This is a genomic window from Streptomyces sp. NPDC050422, from assembly GCF_044458665.1.
In the GTDB taxonomy this organism is placed as follows: domain Bacteria; phylum Actinomycetota; class Actinomycetes; order Streptomycetales; family Streptomycetaceae; genus Streptomyces.
The window spans coordinates 215,644-228,329 of record NZ_JBITIE010000004.1 but is presented as its reverse complement, the minus strand read 5'-3'; the positions used below and the strand labels follow the sequence as shown (position 1 = coordinate 228,329).

Annotated in this window: 12 protein-coding genes and 1 riboswitch; of the genes, 7 read left to right on the top strand and 5 right to left on the bottom strand. The window is 72.4% G+C overall.

The annotated features are described in order from the left end of the window. The first annotated feature begins 19 nt into the window (after positions 1 to 19). The 6 genes from ACIBJG_RS07330 (at position 20) to ACIBJG_RS07305 (ending at position 6,267) form a co-directional block, all read left to right on the top strand. The gene (locus ACIBJG_RS07330; RefSeq protein WP_399304974.1) at positions 20 to 634 is read left to right on the top strand and encodes a helix-turn-helix domain-containing protein; all 615 of its coding nucleotides are present in this window, start codon (positions 20 to 22) and stop codon (positions 632 to 634) included. Positions 635 to 926: 292 nt separating this feature from the next. Next, entirely contained in the window at positions 927 to 1,889 is a 963-nt protein-coding gene (locus ACIBJG_RS07325) for an RNA polymerase sigma factor SigF (RefSeq protein WP_399304971.1), read from the top strand. Positions 1,890 to 2,172: 283 nt separating this feature from the next. After that, positions 2,173 to 2,283, top strand: a complete 111-nt coding sequence (locus tag ACIBJG_RS07320; RefSeq protein ID WP_399304968.1) for a putative leader peptide — start codon at positions 2,173 to 2,175, stop codon at positions 2,281 to 2,283. Positions 2,284 to 2,412: 129 nt separating this feature from the next. After that, a complete protein-coding gene (locus ACIBJG_RS07315; RefSeq protein ID WP_399304965.1) occupies positions 2,413 to 3,774 on the top strand; it encodes a bifunctional o-acetylhomoserine/o-acetylserine sulfhydrylase in 1,362 nt (453 codons plus the stop codon). Between the two features lie 11 nt (positions 3,775 to 3,785). Then, entirely contained in the window at positions 3,786 to 4,934 is a 1,149-nt protein-coding gene (locus tag ACIBJG_RS07310; RefSeq protein WP_399305401.1) for a homoserine O-acetyltransferase, read from the top strand. Between the two features lie 64 nt (positions 4,935 to 4,998). Then, entirely contained in the window at positions 4,999 to 6,267 is a 1,269-nt protein-coding gene (locus ACIBJG_RS07305; protein WP_399304962.1) for a sulfite oxidase, read from the top strand. 28 nt (positions 6,268 to 6,295) lie between these two features. Here ACIBJG_RS07305 and ACIBJG_RS07300 read toward each other — a convergent pair whose 3' ends face one another. Both ACIBJG_RS07300 and ACIBJG_RS07295 read right to left on the bottom strand, forming a co-directional pair. Beyond that, positions 6,296 to 7,201 carry an NAD(P)-dependent oxidoreductase gene (locus ACIBJG_RS07300; protein ID WP_399304959.1) on the bottom strand — a complete coding sequence of 302 codons (906 nt, stop codon included), beginning with the start codon at positions 7,199 to 7,201 and terminating at the stop codon, positions 6,296 to 6,298. A 55-nt stretch (positions 7,202 to 7,256) separates the two neighbouring features. After that, positions 7,257 to 7,910, bottom strand: a complete 654-nt coding sequence (locus ACIBJG_RS07295; protein ID WP_399305398.1) for an adenosylcobinamide amidohydrolase — start codon at positions 7,908 to 7,910, stop codon at positions 7,257 to 7,259. 340 nt (positions 7,911 to 8,250) lie between these two features. Here ACIBJG_RS07295 and ACIBJG_RS07290 point away from each other — a divergent pair, with 340 nt between their 5' ends. Further along, positions 8,251 to 9,327, top strand: coding sequence for a PRC and DUF2382 domain-containing protein (locus ACIBJG_RS07290; RefSeq protein ID WP_399304956.1), 1,077 nt, complete (start codon positions 8,251 to 8,253; stop codon positions 9,325 to 9,327). A gap of 116 nt (positions 9,328 to 9,443) precedes the next feature. On the opposite strand, the gene ACIBJG_RS07285 is transcribed toward ACIBJG_RS07290, so the two are convergent. Genes ACIBJG_RS07285 through ACIBJG_RS07275 form a run of 3 tightly spaced genes read right to left on the bottom strand, consistent with a single transcriptional unit; the run spans position 9,444 to position 12,378 of the window. Beyond that, entirely contained in the window at positions 9,444 to 10,232 is a 789-nt protein-coding gene (locus tag ACIBJG_RS07285; protein ID WP_399304952.1) for an ABC transporter ATP-binding protein, read from the bottom strand. After that, on the bottom strand, positions 10,229 to 11,251 hold the full coding sequence (locus tag ACIBJG_RS07280; protein WP_399305396.1) for a FecCD family ABC transporter permease: 1,023 nt from the start codon (positions 11,249 to 11,251) through the stop codon (positions 10,229 to 10,231). The genes ACIBJG_RS07285 and ACIBJG_RS07280 overlap by 4 nt, the downstream gene beginning before the upstream one ends. A gap of 59 nt (positions 11,252 to 11,310) precedes the next feature. Beyond that, positions 11,311 to 12,378 carry an ABC transporter substrate-binding protein gene (locus ACIBJG_RS07275; protein ID WP_399304949.1) on the bottom strand — a complete coding sequence of 356 codons (1,068 nt, stop codon included), beginning with the start codon at positions 12,376 to 12,378 and terminating at the stop codon, positions 11,311 to 11,313. A 35-nt stretch (positions 12,379 to 12,413) separates the two neighbouring features. Then, a riboswitch (cobalamin riboswitch) is annotated at positions 12,414 to 12,601 on the bottom strand. Positions 12,602 to 12,686 lie beyond the last annotated feature (85 nt).

Below are 12,686 nucleotides of genomic sequence, written 5' to 3'. Positions count from 1 at the left end.
CCGAGAGCGAGGAGGAACGGTGTCCGAACCGACCACCACCGCCGCCGGACCACCCCCGCCCGCGCGTGCGCCCGAGGCGGGACAGTCCGCCTCCGGGGTGCGGGCCTCCCTGGCCGGCAATCTCAACCGCCGCCGCCTCGCCCGCGGCTGGAGCCTGCGCGAGCTGTCGGCGGCGACCGGCGTCAGTAAGGGGCTGCTCTCCCAGATAGAGCGGGCCGAAGCCAATCCGACCGTCGACGTCCTGGTCCGGATCGCCGACGTGCTGGGCACCAACTGCACGGATCTGCTGCGCCAGCCGCTGCTGGAGCCGGAGATCATCCGTGCCTCCTCGCTGGAGGAACCCGAGGACGAGACGTCGGTCAGCCTGCTGTACTCCGGCCACGAACAGGGCCGCATGGAGATCTACCGGACCAGGCTCCACCCACACGCGCAGAGTCAGGTCAGTTCGCACGGCGCCGAATCGGTGGAGTACGTGCTCGTGATGTCCGGTCAGGTGACCCTGGTGGTGAACGACGTTCCCTACCTGCTGGAGGCGGGGGACACCGCCCGTTTCTCGGCCCAGTGCAGCCACTACTACACGACCGAGGACTCGCCCGCGGTCACCCACACGGTCGTCGGCTACCCGCGCGACTGAGCACGCGTCGACCGGCCCGGCCACCGTCGATTTCGACTCAACCATCCCCGGATACACGTCGGCATGCCCCCCTGACGGCTGCGGCTGTGGCACTCTGGTGACGACCGCCCCACCGGGCTCCCCCGTACCGGTGGGGCGGTTCTGCGTTCCGGTGCGCCCGAGACGGCGAAGAGGCGTTGCCTCCCGGCCATTGACGCCATGTCAACTGATCAACTTCCGTTTGTGTGCATGGGAGCCTCCTGACGGGGCAGGCGTCTACACCTCAGGGTCTACCACCAGGGAGCGTGACGAGATGACGGCGCACACTGCGCGGACTGCCGGTGCGGAGCGAGCGGAGAGTGCACGGTCGGTACCGGCCGGCAACGGAGGAGCCCTGACGGCAGTCGTCGGACAGGGGGAATTCACGGGCACCGGGCCGGCCCCCGGTGACCTCGGCGAGCTGCCGTGGATCGAGGACGCGGGCAAGGTGGCGCCCACCGACGCGCGGGAGCTGTCCCGGCTGTTCTTCGACCGGCTCCAGGTCCTTGAGGAGGGGACGCCCGCCCATCAGTACGCGCGGAACACCCTCATCGAGATGAACCTCTCCCTCGTCCGGTTCGCCGCCGGCCGGTTCAGGAACCGGGGCAGCGGCGACATGGAGGACATCATCCAGGTCGGCACCATCGGGCTGATCAAGGCCATCGACCGGTTCGACCTGTCCCGCGAAGTCGAGTTCACCTCCTTCGCGGTCCCGTACATCACCGGGGAGATCAAACGATTCTTCCGTGACACCAGCTGGGCGGTCCATGTCCCGCGCCGGCTCCAGGAGTTGCGGGTCGACATCGCCAAGACCAAGGAGACCCTGGCGGGTGAGCTCGACCGCGACCCCACCGTTCCCGAGCTCGCCGAGCAACTGGGGCTGAGCGAGGGCGAGGTCACCGAGGGCATCGTGGCAGCCAACGGCTACACCGCGGGCTCGCTGGACATGCCCGCCGCCACGACCGACTCGGGGCAGAGCAGCACGACGGGCCGGACCTTCGCTGATGTGCTGGGCAGCCCGGACGCGGCCATGGAGACGGTCGAGAACCTGCACACCCTGGCACCGCTGCTGGGAGACCTGGACGAGCGTGAGCGGCGCATCATCGACATGCGGTTCGGCCAGGAGATGACGCAGTCACAGATCGGCGCGGAGCTCGGCATCTCGCAGATGCACGTCTCCCGGCTGATCAGCCGGATCCTGCACAGGCTCCGTGACGGCATGTTCGTCGAGGAGTGAGCGGAGCGAGGGGGCTCCCGGCCGCGGCGGCCGGGGGCCCCTTCGCGTTTTCCGGTGCCCGTACATTGCGGCCCGATGAAATCGGCGCAGGCCCGGGGCGCCGCCGGCCTTCCGCCTCCCCGGTGGGGCATGCTCCCCCGCGAGCGCACGTCCGCGCAGGTCAACCGCCACGAACGCGGCGCCGCGCAGCGTGGCCGGGCGGCCCTCCCACGTTCCCGCCGGGCTCGTCGGCCGTTCGGGGACGTTGTTGACGCCCCTGCGGCCCACTGACACGCTCTGCCGCATGCCCGCGACTCCGGTTCTCTTCTCGCGGCGCCACGTCGATCTGGGACGCCTCGCGTCCGCCGCGTGTCGCCGCGGTCCGCGCTGCGCCACCGCGCCGTCGGCCGTCTGACCCCCGCCGACGCAGCGACGATTCCGGCGCCCCGGCCTTGAGGCCCCGTACGGGATCCGGCCCCGGATCCCGACCCGCCCCGGCCGCTGCCCGGCCCCGCTCCGTACCGAGAACCGCAGAGGAACCACCATGAGCCAGCCCGTCGACTCCGTCACCGCAGGCCACACCCCCGAGGACATCGACCGTCAGGAACCGGGGGCCGCCTGGTCCTTCGAGACCAAGCAGATCCACTCCGGGGCCGCTCCGGATCCGGCGACCGGCGCCCGGGCGGTGCCGATCTACCAGACGACGTCGTTCGTCTTCCGCGACACCCAGCACGCCGCGGACCTGTTCTCGCTCGCCGAGCCCGGCAACATCTACACCCGGATCCACAACCCCACCCAGGACGTCCTGGAGCAGCGAATCGCCGCCCTGGAAGGCGGCGTCGCCGCAGTGGCGCTCGCATCCGGGCAGGCGGCCGAGACCCTCGCCCTGCTGACGCTCACGGGAGCGGGCGACCACATCGTCTCCTCCACCTCGCTGTACGGCGGTACGTACAACCTGCTGCGCCACACCCTCCCCCGGTTCGGCATCGAGGTGTCGTTCGTCGACGACCCGGACGACATCGACGCGTGGACGGCGGCGATCCGGCCGAACACCAAGGCGCTGTTCGCGGAGACTCTGGGCAACCCGCGCGGCGACGTCCTCGACATCCGGGCGGTCGCCGACGCGGCGCACGCGGCCGGGGTGCCGCTGATCGTCGACAACACCGTCCCCACCCCCTTTCTGCTGCGCCCGATCGAGCACGGCGCGGACGTCGTCATCCACTCGGCGACGAAGTTCCTCGGCGGCCACGGCACCACGATCGGCGGGGTGGTGGTCGACGGCGGTACGTTCGACTTCGGGGCGCATGCCGAGCGGTTCCCCGACTTCAGTGCCCCCGACCCGAGTTACCACGGTCTGCGCTACTGGCCGGATCTCGGGCCCAGTGCCTTCGCCGTCAAGCTGCGGGTGCAACTGCTGCGCGACCTCGGCCCGGCCCTCTCGCCCCACTCCGCGTTCCTCCTGCTCCAGGGCGTGGAGACGCTGAGTCTGCGGCTTGAGCGGCACACCGCCAACGCCCTGGCACTCGCCGAGTGGCTGGAGGGGCGCGACGAGGTGTCGGCCGTCCACTACGCGGGCCTCGCGTCGAGCAAGTGGTACGAGGCGGGGCGCCGCTATCTGCCCCGCGGCGCGGGTGCGGTGCTCTCCTTCGAACTGCGCGACGGGGTGGAGGCGGGCAAGCGGTTCGTGGACGCGGTCGAGCTCTTCAGCCATCTCGCCAACATCGGTGACGTACGGAGCCTGATCATCCATCCCGCCTCGACCACGCACAGCCAGCTGACCGAGGAGCAGCTGACCGCCACCGGGGCCACCGCGGGGCTGGTCCGCCTCTCCGTCGGGCTGGAGAACGTGGACGACCTCAAGGCCGACCTGGAGGCCGGGTTCCGCGCCGCGAAGGCCGCGTCCTGAACCGGACGGCCCTGACACCCGCCCTTCCCCTCCCACCGGCCGCCGGAGGCCGACGGGAGGGGGATCCGCCCGGCCGCCGCTCCTGGGTGCGGGCGCACGTGCCGTTGCCGCTGGAGTCCGGTGGCACGCTGCCGGATGTCCAACTGGCGTACGAGACGTGGGGGAGCCGGGCCCCCGACGGATCCAACGCGGTCCTGGTGCTCCACGCCCTGACCGGGGACAGCCATGTGGCCGGGCCCGCGGAGCCCGGGCATCCCACGGCGGGCTGGTGGGACGCGCTGGTCGGACCTGGCAGGGCGCTGGACACCGACCGGTGGTTCGTCGTCGCGCCGAACGTGCTCGGCGGCTGCCAGGGCAGTACCGGCCCGTCCTCCCGCCGGCCCTCGGGAGCCCGGTGGGGCGGCGACTTCCCGTACCTGACGGTGCGTGACCAGGTGGCCGCCGAGGCGGTACTGGCCGACGCGCTCGGCATCGGCCGGTGGGCGGCTGTGGTCGGCGGGTCGATGGGCGGCATGCGCGCACTCGAATGGGCGGTGGGTCGGCCGGAACGCACCGGAGCGCTGCTGGTGCTGGCCGCGCCCGCCGCCGCGTCGGCGGAGCAGATCGCCTGGGGATCGCTGCAGATCTCCGCGATCCGCTCCGACCCGGGCTGGCGCGGCGGCCACTACCACGACGCGGCGCCGGGCGCGGGACCACACCGGGGCCTCGGACTGGCACGCGGGATCGCCCACGTCACCTACCGCAGCGAACCGGAGCTCGCCGCACGGTTCGGCGGCGCGGCGCAGCCGGGCGAGGATCCGTGGCACGGCGGGCGTTACGGGGTGGAGTCGTATCTCGACCACCACGCGGCCAAGTTGGTGCACCGCTTCGACGCGGGCAGCTATGTGACGCTGACCGGGGCGATGAACGGGCACGATGTCGGGCGGGGACGTGGTGGTGTCCGGCAGGCGCTGCGCCGGGCCCGGATGCCCGCGCTCGTCGCCGCGATCGACTCGGACCGGCTCTATCCGCCCGCGCAGCAGGCGGAGCTGGCCGCGCTGCTGCCCGGAGCCGACCGGCACAGGACCGTGCAGTCGCCCCACGGCCACGACGGGTTCCTGACCGAGACGGACCAGGTCGGCGCGCTCGTGCGGGAGTTGCTGCCGGACCCGGACCGCTGATCCGCCCCCCCCGCTGTCCCGAACCCGTACCCGTCCCATCCGCTCGTCTCCCCTGGAGTTGTCCATGAGATCCGTTCCGCCGTCCGAGGCCACCTACGACGGAATGCGGCTGCGCCAGTGGTCGCGCGGTGCCGCGCGCTCCGCGGGGATCGAGCGGCGTGATCTGCTGCGGCTGGTCGCGGCGGCTTCGGTGGCCGCCCCGCTGGCCGGGCTCGCCGCTCCCGCGGACGCGGCGTCCGCGACCGCGTCCGCCGCCCCGGGAATCGTGAAGCCGCTGCCGCCCGAGGTGTTCACCGTGCGGGGCACCAACGCGGAGACGAACTTCGCCGCGCTGCGGGAGACCGGGCTGCTCACACCGGCCGAGCGCTTCTTCGTACGCAACCACACGGTCACCCCGCGGATCGAGGCGGCCGACTGGCGGCTGAAGGTGTGGGGCGACGGGCTGAAGGGCCCGGCGGTGGAGTTCACGTACGAAGAGCTGCGCGCGCTGCCGGCGGTGACCCGTACCTCGTTCGTCGAGTGCGCGGGCAACGCCCGCAGCTACTACACGTCGCAGCAGAACCAGCAGGTCAGCGGGACCGCGTGGACCCTGGGGGCGATCGGCACGGCCCGCTGGCGCGGGGTGCGGCTCGGCGATGTGCTGCACCGCGCGGGTATCGCCCGGCACGCGGTCGACGTGCTGCCGCGCGGCCTGGACGACGAGGTGATCAGCGACGGGATCAACCTCGGGCATGTGCGCCGGCCGCTGCCGGTCTCGAAGGCGCTGGACGACGTGATCCTCGCGTACGGGATGAACGGCGAACCGCTGCCGCCCGACCACGGCCATCCGGTGCGGCTGATCGTCCCGTCCTGGATCGGCATCGCGAACATCAAGTGGCTCGGCGACATCGAGGTGAGCGCCCAGCCCCTGGTCTCTCCGTGGAACACCGGCCTCTACCGGCTGTTCGGCCCCGGCTACCCGGCCGAGGGCAGTGCGCCGCTGACCCGGCAGACACTGAAGAGCGCCTTCGAACTCGCGCCGGGTGCGGCGTTCCCCGCGCATCGGCGCCAGGTGCTGACGGGGCGCTCGTGGTCGGGCGGGGCTCCTGTGCGCACGGTCGAGGTCAGCACCGACGGGGGCGCGCGGTGGCGGCGGGCCCGGCTGCGTGACGAGCCGCGGAACGGAAGCTGGGTGCGCTGGTCGGCCGACTGGGTGCCCGGGGACCGCGGGCCCGCCGTCCTGCTGGCACGGGCCACGGACCGGTCGGGCCGCACCCAGCCGGACGTCGCCGTGCACAACACGCAGGGCTATCTGTTCGACGCGGTGGTCCGGCACGAGGTGCGGGTGGTCTGACGGGGCGGCGCCGGGCGCGCGCCCCGGATCAGCCGTTGTCCTTCTCCGGGGGCCGTCCGGCGTAGTAGGTGGCGATCATGTCCTCGCCGCCGTGCCCGGCCGCCTCGGCGCGTTCGAAGCGGGCGGCCGACGCCTCTGTCAGGTCCAGCCGGACGCCCGAGTGCTCGGCGGCTTCGAGGATGAGCCGGGTGTCCTTGAGGGCCGTGGACAGGGCGAAGCTCGGGGTGAGGTCGCCGGACAGGACGGCGGCGGACTTGCCCTGCAGGTACGCGGTGTCGAGCGGCCCGCCCTTCATCACGTCGAGGAACGTCTGCGGGTCCACGCCGAGGCCCTCGGCGAGGTTCAGGCATTCCGCGACGCCGCCCACCATGGTGATCACCCAGGTGTTGACCACGAGCTTGAGCCGGGAGGCGGCTCCCGGTTCCTCCGCCACCCACACGGTGCGCTGCCCGATCGCGTCGAGCACGGGTGCGGTCACCGCGCGGGCGGCGGACGGTCCGGAGACGAAGACGGTCAGTGTGCCCTGCTCCGCGGGTTGCCTGGTGCCGGAGACCGGGGCGTCGAGGTAGACGAGGCCGAGGTCCGCGGCGCGCTGCGCCAGTTCGGCGGTGGCCTCGGGCCCGACGGTGGAGCTCTGCAGGAGGATCTGGCCGCGGTGCACTCCGTCGGACGCGGCGGTGAGCGCGGCGGCGACGGCGGTGCTGTCGTTGAGCACGGTGAGGACGACGTCGGCGCCACGTACGGCTTCGGCCGCGGTGTCCGCGACGGTGGCGCCGTCGGCGGCGAGCGGCGCCGCCTTTTCGTGCGTGCGGTTCCAGACTCGGACGTCGAGACCGGCCCTGAGGAGGCTCCGGGCCATGCCCGAGCCCATGATTCCGGTGCCGAGCACGGCGACGGTGGGCCGCTGCGGGACTGCGTCGGCTGCTGAGGTCATGAGGGCTCTACCCTTCGTCGGCCGCGAAGAATGCCTCTCGCGGCGCTTCGGATGGTCAGGATTGCCGCAGTGCGCCTTCGAGGACGGCAGCGTGCACGGCCCTGGCGAGTCGTGCGCCCCAGCGCGAGCGGGGCCCGGCGAACGGCTCGCCCACACCGGCCTCCGTGACAGGAACGGCGATGCAGACGGAGTCGGTGGGGGTGCCGGAGCAGTCGAGTCCGGCGTCCAGGAGCGCCTGCACCTTGGCCTCGGTGGCGGTGGCCACGGCGTTGACGAGTGCGGCATCGGTAAGGGGCACGGGCAGGGTGACGACGATGTTGACCGTCCCCGGCCGGGGCGGTCCGACCGCGTCCTCCACGGGCGCCGCCGCCCAGCCGCGTACGCCCAGACCGCTGGTGACGGTCGCGGTGACACCCTCGTCGGCGGCGACGGTGTACGCGGTGACATCGGCGGCCGTCATCAGTCCGGCGCCGGGCCCGGTGAGCCGTTCGGCGTCGGCGATCTCGGCGAGGTGGCGGTCGGGGTCCATGCGCGGATATCCGCCGGGCACCTGGGCGTTGAGGATCCAGTCGCGCGGGCCGATGCCTCCGCCGAGTACCGCGCTGCTGCACACCCTCCACCCGGGCCCCAGCCGCCACACCAGATGGTGCAGCTCCAGGCCGTCCTCGCGCCGGGCCAGCAGTTCACCACGCTGTTCGGGCAACCGGATGCGTACGGAAGGGATGAGGTGCCTCCGGTGGTGCGGCAGGACGGGTGGTCGGCGTGGACCCGTCGATCATAAGTGCCGCGGCAGGGCTCCTCCCGGGGCGCCCTGCCCGTTGCCGCGGAGAGCGGACACCAAGGGCCCCGTTCACTCGATTGGCCTAATTCTTCCGACAGCCCCGCAGCGGCATCGCACGGGGCCTGCACCGACGTGGGGCGGGTACGGCACCCGCCCTCCGGCGGCCGGGCGGTTGCAGCGTCCATCCGGGTGAGGCGCGATGGAATCCGGACGCGCCTCCCCTGCTGGACCCACCTACAGGACGCGCCCGGGCGAGGAGGAATCGGTCATGGGAGCCGCTGACGGTTTCACGGATTCCGGAGAGCTCGACGGCCTGACGGTGTACGACACCGAGGGCGAGAAGATCGGCAACGTGGGGCGGGTGTATGTCGACGACAGCACCGGCCGACCGGACTGGATCACGGTGAAGACCGGCCTGTTCGGCATGAAGGAGAGTTTCGTGCCCCTCGCCGGAGCCCGTCGCGTGGGCTCCGACCTGCACATCTCGCATCCGAAGGACCGGGTCAAGGAAGCGCCCCGGGTGGACGCGGACGCCCATCTGTCCGTCTCCGAGGAGGAAGAGCTCTACCGGCACTACGGCCTGAGCCGGAACACCAAGGCCAATCTCGGCGACCCCGCCGGGGCCGACGGCACCACGAGTGCCGACGCACCGACCACGACCGGCACCGGCACCATGGGCGCGGCCGCGGCCGGGGCCGGGGCCGGAGCCGGTGCGGCAGCCGGGGCCGGGGCCATGGGCGCCGCGGGCACGGGCCGCACGACCGACCGGACCACGTCGGCCGGTACCACCTCCGGGACCTCGGCCGGCATGGCCGGTGCGGGCACCGGGACCGGCAGGCACCGCGACACCGAGACCTCGGGCACGGCCCGTCCGCTGGTCGGAGCCGGTGCGGGCGCCGAACGCTCCAGCGCCGACCTGAGCGGCAAGGAGGAGCTCATCCGCTCCGAGGAACAGCTCCGTGTGGGCACCGAGGAGTACGAGAGCGGCAAGGCCCGCCTGCACAAGTACGTCGTCACCGAGAACGTCACCAGGACCGTCCCCGTGACGCACGAAGAGGTGCGCGTGGTCCGTGAACCGCTCACGCCGGGCGACAAGGCGGCCCGGTCCGACATCAACGAGCAGGACGTGGAGGTCACCCTCCACGCCGAACGCGCCACGATGCGCAAGGAGACCGTGCCGGTCGAACGGGTCCGGATGGAAACGAAGAAGGTGACCGAGCAGAAGGAAGTCTCCGCCGAACTGCGCAAGGAGCAGATCGACTACGCGGACGGCACCACCAAGAGCGGCAAGGACATGGGTGGCAAGGACATGGGCGGCGAGTTCGGTCAGGGGCGGCGCCGCTGACCCCCCGGCACACCGCGCCGGACGGCCGTACCGCACACGAGAGGGGCGGACCCCGCACCGGGGTCCGCCCCTCTCGCCCCACCGGACAGCACGCCCCGGCGGCCGCACTGCGTCACTCAGGGACGCTCCGGACGAAAACGCACCGAGGGCCTGCCCTGCGGGCCGTCCGGTGTCACGACGGCCCGCACCCGGTAAACGTCGGCGATGAGCGCCTCGGTGATCACCTCCTCCGGGGTGCCGCCCGCGACCACACGTCCTTCGTTCATCACCACGATCCGGTCGCAGAACATCGCGGCCAGATTGAGGTCGTGCAGAGCGACGACGGCGGTCAGCGGCAACGAGGTGACCAGGGACAGCAGTTCGAGCTGGTGCTGGATGTCCAGGTGATTGGTCGGTTCGTCCAGCAGGAGTTCCCGCGGCTGCTGGGCGAGGGCGCGGGCGATCTGGACGCGCTGGCGCTCACCGCCGGAGAGCGTGTGCCAGGACTGGTCGCGGTGTCCGGCGAGACCGGTCCGTTCCAGCGCCTCGCGCACCGCCGCCTCGTCCGCCGCCGTCGGCGCCGACCAGGCACGGCGGTGCGGGATGCGGCCCAGGCGTACGACGTCCACGACGCTCAGCTCGACCTGGGTGACGGCGTGCTGGTCGACCACCGCGACGCGTCTGGCGACGGTGCGGCGGCCGACGGCTGCCAGCAGGTCGTCATCGAGGGAGACCGTTCCCGCGTCCGCGGCCAGGACCCCGGCCAGTATCCGCAGCAGGGTGGACTTACCGGAGCCGTTCGGGCCGATCAGCCCGATCGTGGCGCCGGGCGGCGGAGCGAGTGAGACTCCGTCCAGGATGAGGCGGCCGCCCGCCTCCCTGCTGACCCGGTCGGCCCGCAGGCCGCCGGGGACGGTCCGGGTCATGGGGACCGCCGGGTGCGGTAGAGGACCAGCACGAAGGCAGGCACCCCGATCAGTGCGGTGACGACTCCCACCGGAACCTCCTGCGGGTCGAGGACGGTCCGGGCGAGGGTGTCGACCCAGACCAGGAAGACGGCCCCGGCAAGCGCGGTGACCGGCAGCAGCCTGCGGTGTCCGGAACCGGTCAGCGCACGGGCCGCGTGCGGCAGCACCAGTCCGACGAACCCGATGGCGCCGGCCGAGCTCACGAGTGCGGCGGTCAGCAGCGCGGTCGTGCACAACAGGATGATCCGGGTACGGCCGACGTGAACGCCCAGGGTGGCCGCCGCGTCCTGCCCGAAGGCGAAGGCGTCGAGCGTACGGGCATGGCCGAGGCAGATCAGCAGCGTCACGGCGAGCACGGCGGAGCAGATCCACACGTCGCTCCAGCCGACGCCGCCGAGCGAGCCCAGCAGCCAGAACAGCACCCCGCGGGTCTGCTCGGCGTCGGCGGCCGTCATCACGACGAAGGAGGTGAGCGCGGAGAAGAGCTGCATGGCCGCGACCCCGGACAGGACGACCCGGTCGGTGCTGCCGCCGAGGGTGTGGCTGAGCAGCATGACGAGGGCGAAGGAGCACAGGGCCCCGATGAACGCCCCCGCCGACAGGGAGACCGCTCCCCCGCCGACGCCGAGGACGACCACCACCACCGCGCCGGTCGAGGCTCCGGAGGAGACCCCGAGGACGAACGGGTCGGCGAGAGGGTTGCGCAGCAGCGACTGCATGACCGTGCCGCAGACCGCGAGCCCCGCGCCGCAGACCGCGGCGAGCAGGGTGCGCGGCATGCGCAGGTTCCAGATGATGCCGTCGCGGATCGGGCTGAGCCGCGACTCACCGGCTCCGAGGTGGGAGGCGACCGTGGACCAGACGTCGGCGACGGAGATCCGGGCCGGGCCGATGGTGACGGCGAGGGCGACGGACAGGGCGAGCAGCAGGAGTCCGGCGGCCCACAGGAGCCCGCTGCGGATGCCCCGCGTGGACAGGACACCCCGGGTGCACCCAGCCGCGTCCTCGCGCGGTGGCGCGGCCTGTTCGCTGTCCGTCACCCCGCGAGCCCGAAGGTACGCAGCCCGGCGGCGACGCGTTCCACGCCTTCGACGGTCCGGATCGTCGGGTTCATGGCCTGGCCGCTGAGCAGCACGTAGCGCTTGTGCCGGACGGCGTCCATGTTCTTCGTGACGGGGTTGGACTCCAGGAAGGCGATCTTCTTCGCGGCGCTCTCGGCGGTCTGCGACTTGCGGGTCAGATCACCGATGACCAGCACGTCCGGGTCGCGGTCGGCAACGGTCTCCCAGTTGATCTGCGGCCATTCCTCGTGGGTGTCGGCGAAGGCGTTCTCCGCGCCGAGTTCCCGCGTGATGATGCCGGGCGCACCGCAGCAGCCGGCCAGGTACGGGGCTTCGGAGTTGGCGAACCAGTACATCAGGGAGGTGCCGGAGGCGTCGATGCCCCCGGTCGCCTTCCGCACCCGGGCGCGCAGCTCGGCGACGAGCTTCTCGCCGCGCCCGGGAACGCCGAACACCTTGGCCAGGTCGCGCACCTCGGCGTAGACGCTGTCCATGGTCAGGGCGCCGGTGCGGACGCCGTCGCCGTCCTTGCTGTTGTCCTTGGCGGTGCAGTCGGCGGGCGAGACGTACGTGGGGACACCCAGTTTCTCGAACTGCTCGCGGGGGGCGACACCGCCCTTGGCGAGGGTCGATTCGAAGGAGGCGCTGACGAAGTCGGGCTCCTGGTCCAGGACCTTCTCCGACGAGGGGCGGTTGTCGGAGATCCTCGGGACGCCCGCGTTGGCCTTCTCCAGCCCCTTCAGTACCGGATCGGTCCAGGTGGCCGTGGCGGCGAGCCGGCCGGCGAGGCCGAGCGAGAGCAGGATCTCGGTCGATCCCTGGTCGACCGGGACGGCGCGCTTCGGCGCCGCGTCCACGGTGACGGTGCGTCCGCAGTTCTTCAAGTTGACCGGATAGCCGTCGGCTCCCTGGGACTTGGCGGCGGTGCCGTCCTTGCCGCCGCCGCAGGCCGTCAGCAGGATCAGGGCGGCGGTGAGCAGGGCGGCGGAGCGGGCGCGGCCGGTTATGGGCGGCACGGAGTACCTCGGCGTCTCTGGGCCCATGCGCGGGGCCCGGTGTACGGAGTTCCGCGGCCCGGTACCGGACCGTGGGCGCCAGCAGGTCTTCGGACTCGGGTTCATGCGGACGGGACGCCTTCCCGGGAAACCGTGGGTCTCCCAGTGGCCGTGGCCCCGCCCGTCCCCCTCACCGCTGCGCGTCAGTTCCGGATTCGCACCGGATTCCCTGACCCCTACGTGGAGTTCGACTGGCTCCGGGCACGCTACCACGCACCTCCGCGCAGCTCAGCGGCAGTGCACCCCGGCGGTACGGGGCGGTGGGTGCGGCCGGGGCCGCGTGCCGCGCACCACCC